The sequence below is a fragment of the Metasolibacillus meyeri genome (genome assembly GCF_003049505.1).
In the GTDB taxonomy this organism is placed as follows: domain Bacteria; phylum Bacillota; class Bacilli; order Bacillales_A; family Planococcaceae; genus Metasolibacillus; species Metasolibacillus meyeri.
Genome location: NZ_PYWN01000198.1, coordinates 1 through 632 on the forward strand (window position 1 = coordinate 1; position 632 = coordinate 632).

Here is a 632-nt window from a genome sequence, read left to right on the forward strand (position 1 = left end):
AGTGCTACGTTAACGAAGGAGCGAATGGTCGGTCTCACGTTGGAGGAACAGCAGTCGTTGGAAAGTTTGTTGTTAAAAGAACAATATGTCAAGGAAATATTAGATAAATTAAAGGAAGGGAATTTACAAATTGCAAGTGAGCAATTGGCGTATATTCAGCAGTATGAAAAATACGTCGAATTGAAGCCGATCCCCTATCTCAATATAAGTCGTTTAAAAATAGAGGAGCGTAAAGCACAAACACTTCTTGAACAGCATCTACCCTATTCAGAGGAACGTACACCCTTTCAGACAGCCTTATTCACCAAGCAACTATTCCAAATTTTATTCAGCCCATTCACCGCCTTTTTCTTTGTACTGATTTTTTGTTATATCTATACATTCGATCGAGGAAATCGGACATTTGATTTCCTTAAAATCAATTCTTTGTCTAATGGTGCCATTTACTATGGTTACATGCTAACTTTCATATTCATGGTGCTATTATATATCGTGCTCGTCTGCTGCTTAGCTATGTTACCACCATTATTAATGGGCAATAGTGCTACTCTTTTTTATCCATTAGAAGTAGCTGTGCATACTGAAATTGTGTGGGTACCTGTATGGAAATGGCTTGTGTTCATTCCGATTGG

The 632-nt window shown here is 37.7% G+C and carries 1 protein-coding gene; it reads left to right on the plus strand.

The genetic code is table 11. From position 1 onward, the window contains the following. Nucleotides 1-632 (plus strand): hypothetical protein (locus C9J34_RS22205; protein ID WP_193769121.1); only part of this gene is annotated, 632 nt, incomplete at both ends.